The sequence below is a fragment of the Candidatus Planktophila sp. genome, assembly GCF_044232745.1.
In the GTDB taxonomy this organism is placed as follows: Bacteria; Actinomycetota; Actinomycetes; order Nanopelagicales; family Nanopelagicaceae; genus Planktophila.
Genome location: NZ_JBIILI010000019.1, coordinates 1 through 3,953 on the forward strand (window position 1 = coordinate 1; position 3,953 = coordinate 3,953).

5 protein-coding genes and 1 pseudogene are annotated in these 3,953 nt (G+C 44.9%); 4 read left to right on the forward strand and 2 right to left on the reverse strand.

The window, feature by feature from the left end; genetic code table 11:
* The 3 genes from AC9UGD_RS06130 to AC9UGD_RS06140 all read left to right on the forward strand — a co-directional run.
* Nucleotides 1-371, forward strand: a 371-nt coding sequence (locus AC9UGD_RS06130; protein ID WP_509570971.1) for a hypothetical protein, incomplete at its 5' end; no start/stop codon positions are given.
* Nucleotides 372-436: 65 nt separating this feature from the next.
* Complete coding sequence (locus AC9UGD_RS06135) at nucleotides 437-1,066, forward strand: pyridoxamine 5'-phosphate oxidase family protein (RefSeq protein ID WP_509570974.1); 630 nt, start codon at nucleotides 437-439, stop codon at nucleotides 1,064-1,066.
* Between the two features lie 9 nt (nucleotides 1,067-1,075).
* Nucleotides 1,076-1,444, forward strand: a complete 369-nt coding sequence (locus AC9UGD_RS06140; RefSeq protein WP_509570977.1) for a hypothetical protein — start codon at nucleotides 1,076-1,078, stop codon at nucleotides 1,442-1,444.
* Here AC9UGD_RS06140 and AC9UGD_RS06145 read toward each other — a convergent pair.
* Together AC9UGD_RS06145 and deoD are read right to left on the reverse strand one after the other, a co-directional pair.
* On the reverse strand, nucleotides 1,428-2,669 hold the full coding sequence (locus AC9UGD_RS06145) for a M48 family metallopeptidase (protein WP_509570980.1): 1,242 nt from the start codon (nucleotides 2,667-2,669) through the stop codon (nucleotides 1,428-1,430). The genes AC9UGD_RS06140 and AC9UGD_RS06145 overlap by 17 nt on opposite strands.
* Before the next feature lie 3 nt (nucleotides 2,670-2,672).
* Nucleotides 2,673-3,377: a purine-nucleoside phosphorylase gene (gene deoD, locus AC9UGD_RS06150; RefSeq protein ID WP_509570982.1), complete on the reverse strand. Its 705-nt coding sequence runs from the start codon at nucleotides 3,375-3,377 to the stop codon at nucleotides 2,673-2,675.
* 368 nt (nucleotides 3,378-3,745) lie between these two features.
* On the opposite strand from deoD, the pseudogene AC9UGD_RS06155 reads away from it, so the two are divergent.
* A pseudogene (locus AC9UGD_RS06155) lies at nucleotides 3,746-3,953 on the forward strand (30S ribosomal protein S12); the annotation flags it as partial.

Genomic DNA, 3,953 nt, shown 5'->3' on the forward strand with positions numbered 1-3,953 from the left:
ACCGTCGCGTTGTGACATCAGGTGGAAAGGCTGCTTCAGGTCGCCCAGAACTTATGGGTATCACTAAGGCATCTCTTGCAACTGAGTCATGGTTGTCAGCGGCTTCATTCCAGGAAACAACTCGTGTTCTTACAGATGCTGCACTTTCAGAGAAGAGCGATCCATTGCTCGGTCTGAAGGAGAACGTCATCATCGGTAAGTTGATTCCAGCTGGTACTGGTCTTGCTCGTTACCGCAACATTCGTGTTGAGCCAACGGAAGAAGCAAAGGCCGCTGTGTACGCAGCATATGACGAGTACGACTTCACACCATTTGACCAACAAGGTTCTGGTGAGGCTGTTCGTCTCGATGAGGTTGAAGTACCTCGCTAGTAGTTAATTAAGAAAAGAGGCTCAATCCCACACGGGGTTGGGCCTCTTTTTATTAGACTCGGCAAATGAGCGAAAACGAAAAGTTCCATGTACAACGCCATGCAGACCGTGAAGTACATGAACGTTTAGATATCGAAAAACTCCTTGATAGCCAATACGTGTGCCATGTGGGCTTCATTGACCCAGATATCAATTCTCCATTTGTCATTCCAATGGGCTTTGCTCGAGATGGCAACCGAATTCTGATTCATGGTTCATCTGGTTCTCGAATAATGATGTCGATGGCAAATGGAATTGATTTATGTGTAACCGTTACACAGCTAAATGCAATTGTCGTTGCGCGCTCGGCATTTAACTCTTCAATGAACTATGAGTCAGTAATGATATTTGGAAAGGCGCGGGTTTTAAATGAATCCGAAAAGGAGATTGCCTTAGAACGCATTACAACAAAATTAATCCCAGGTCTTTGGGAATACGGCCGTCCTCTAACAAAGAAGGAGTCCGCGGCGACGCTTATTGTGGAGCTCAGTTTGGATAAGGTTTCTGCCAAAGCGCGCTCGGGGGAGCCATCTGATGATGAGGTGGACATTGCCCTCCCACTCTGGGCAGGACTATTGCCTATGAGCTCATCATTTGGAGCACCAATAACTGCGACTAACGCTATAGGCATTCCAGTTCCACCACATATTGGATAGTTTTTGGACATGAAAAAAGCGATCATCACGTTAGCTTTGGTTTGGAATCTCACATTAGTTCTCGGTGTAATTTTTAATCAGGGGTACGCGTTAACTCGCGCTGCAGGCGGTCAATTTGAAACTTTCCCGAGCGGAATCCGCATCGCCTATATTTTGAACACTCTCATTGTGGTGTGGCAGTACCGCACACTTCTAAAGATATGGGCTCATCGCAGCATCAATCCAAATTGGTTACCGAAGTTGTTCCTCATCATCTCTTTTCTTAGTGCCTTCGTTAATCTGATTTCTCGCAGCCCTAATGAGCGTTGGAATGCAATTCCAGCGTTGATCATCGCTTATGGATTTTGGTCGGCTAGAAAAACTACTTCTTCAGATTAGCCAATCGATCCAGAATCGGTGGGTGCGAATAATGCACCGCAACATAAACAGGGTGTGGGTTTAAGTTACTTAAGGATTCAACAGACAATTTCTTGAATGCTGAATACATGTACTCGCGAGCACCTGGATAGGTATCAATTGAGTATTGATCGGCTTGGTACTCGTTGTGACGTGAGAATGAGTTGTTAATCAAACCAAGCACAGTTGATACCGGTGTGAAGAGCATGAAGAAAGCGATCATTGATAGATGGAAGCTTGGAGTATCGGATCCAAGCGCCTTAGAAAGGTTTGGATTACTGAGTAACCAACCCATCAAAGAGAAGATAACTAGAGTTTGCACATTACTGAAGGCAAACATTGTGTAAATATGCTTGCGCTTGTAGTGACCAACCTCGTGGGCAAGAACTGCAACTGTTTCTTTGGTTGTTAGCTTTTCGATCAAGGTGTCATACAAGCCAATGATTTTTACTTTGCCCATGCCAGAGAAAAATGCATTCAACTTTGTGGAACGCTTTGAAGCATCCATCTCCCACAATTTTGATAATGGAAAACCTTGAGATTGGCAGTAAGCCTCAACTTCCGAACGAAGTTCACCTTCTGGCAGTGGCTTTAACTTGTTAAACATTGGCAAGAAGATTCGAGTTCCAAAAACAAACATGAACAAGGTAATGGCAGAGACTGCCAGCCAACCGACAAGCCAGAATGTTGATTGCAGAGATTGGTAAATCCATGCGATCAGCGCAATAACTGGAAGTCCGAGTGCAACACTCAGAAGCAGTTGCTTGATTGTGTCCATAACAAACAATTTCTTGGTTGTCTTGTTAAAGCCGTATTTCTCTTCGATTACAAAGGTTGAGTAATAGGAAATAGGAAGATTTCCGATCATCGAAACAAGTATCAAGACCCCAAAAAAGATAACGGTGACAAGCAAATCACTGCTGTATCGATCCCGAATCACCTGATCTAGCCAAGCAAACCAGCCCAAAATGATGGCTGAAAGCATTATTACAGTGGTTATTACAGAGGTCAGAGCCTCCACCTTGTATTTGGCTGTGCCGTATTCCAGAGATTTTGCATACTCATCTGGATTATAGATCTCTGCTGCAACACCTGTCAGAGCAACGTTCTTATTGCTTTCATTGAGGAAATCAATGACTCGCCCTGCGGCGAAATCAATCAGAATAAAGGTAACGATTCCTAGAAGTAATAATTCAGCTGTAGTCATTGCTTATCCTTTCAATACGGCGCTAAGTGCGATTTCAACCATTGCATTTAGTGACTTTTCACGTTGTTCTGATGGCATAGATTCGTGAGTGATGATGTGGTCCGAAACTGTTAACACTGCAAGAGCGCGACGTTGTTTTCGTGCTGCAATGGAATACAGAGCATTAGCTTCCATCTCGACACCAAGTACGCCGTGCTGAATTAACTTTTGCGCAGAATCTGTTTCATCGTAGAAGTAATCCATTGAAGCAATACCACCGATGTGAACATTGGGATTTCCCTTAGATGCTTCATATGCAGCGAGCAGTAGTTGGAAATCTGCATGAGGTGCGAAATCTAAGTTGTTAGTAAAACGACGATTGATGTTTGAATCTGTGGACGCCGTCATAGCAAGGATGACATCGCCGATCTTTGTCTTTTCCAACAATCCGCCACATGTTCCAATTCGTATTGCTACCTGAACATCGTATTCATTAAAAAGTTCAGTTGCATAAATTGAAATAGATGGCAGACCCATGCCGGTTCCCATGACAGAAACTCGTTCACCTTTATATGTTCCGGTGAATCCAAACATGTTACGCACTGCGTTAAATTGCGTGACATTTTCTAAATAGTTATCTGCAATCCACTTAGCGCGCAGTGGGTCGCCTGGTAGAAGGATGCGATCGGCAATGTCGCCCTTTTTTGCCGAGATATGTGGTGTGCTCATGAAGGGAGCCAACCACACCTAGCCCTGCCAAATGGGCACTTTGGACGATGAATTTAGGCTCATTTTTGCCTCAGAAAGGGGTAAAAAAGGGGTATTTAGCTCAGTCTCCAACACGCCCGGGGTTCCAAAAGAGGGGATTTGGGGGTTATCCGGGGGCCAGGAGGAGTAAAAGCACGGATTTGCCTCGCGTGAGCGGGTTGGGTTACCCTTCGCGTCTGCTCTTTTTTAGAGCTTCTTTGCTTGCGTTGGTAAACAAGTTGCAAAACTTTTTACAGAACATATGCGAATCGGGTGCAACACACCCGACCGCGTGGGTCGGCAAATAAGCGTGAATAAAGATCAGTAACGAAGTTACGAATGGAGATGAAGTGCCAACAATTCAACAGCTAGTTCGTCGTGGTCGTGCAGAAAAGACTACGAAGACAAGCACACCTGCACTTAAGGGTTCGCCACAACGACGCGGTGTTTGCACACGCGTTTATACAACAACCCCTAAGAAACCAAACTCTGCTCTTCGCAAGGTTGCACGTGTACGTCTTACTAGTGGCATGGAAGTCACTGCATACATTCCAGGTG

Bases quoted from the DNA above. Each gene is read 5' to 3' on its own strand.
- AC9UGD_RS06140 (WP_509570977.1), top strand. From the start codon at position 1,076: ATGAAAAAAGCGATCATCACGTTAGCTTTGGTTTGGAATCTCACATTA.
- deoD (WP_509570982.1), bottom strand. From the start codon at position 3,377: ATGAGCACACCACATATCTCGGCAAAAAAGGGCGACATTGCCGATCGC.
- AC9UGD_RS06135 (WP_509570974.1), top strand. From the start codon at position 437: ATGAGCGAAAACGAAAAGTTCCATGTACAACGCCATGCAGACCGTGAA.
- AC9UGD_RS06145 (WP_509570980.1), bottom strand. From the start codon at position 2,669: ATGACTACAGCTGAATTATTACTTCTAGGAATCGTTACCTTTATTCTG.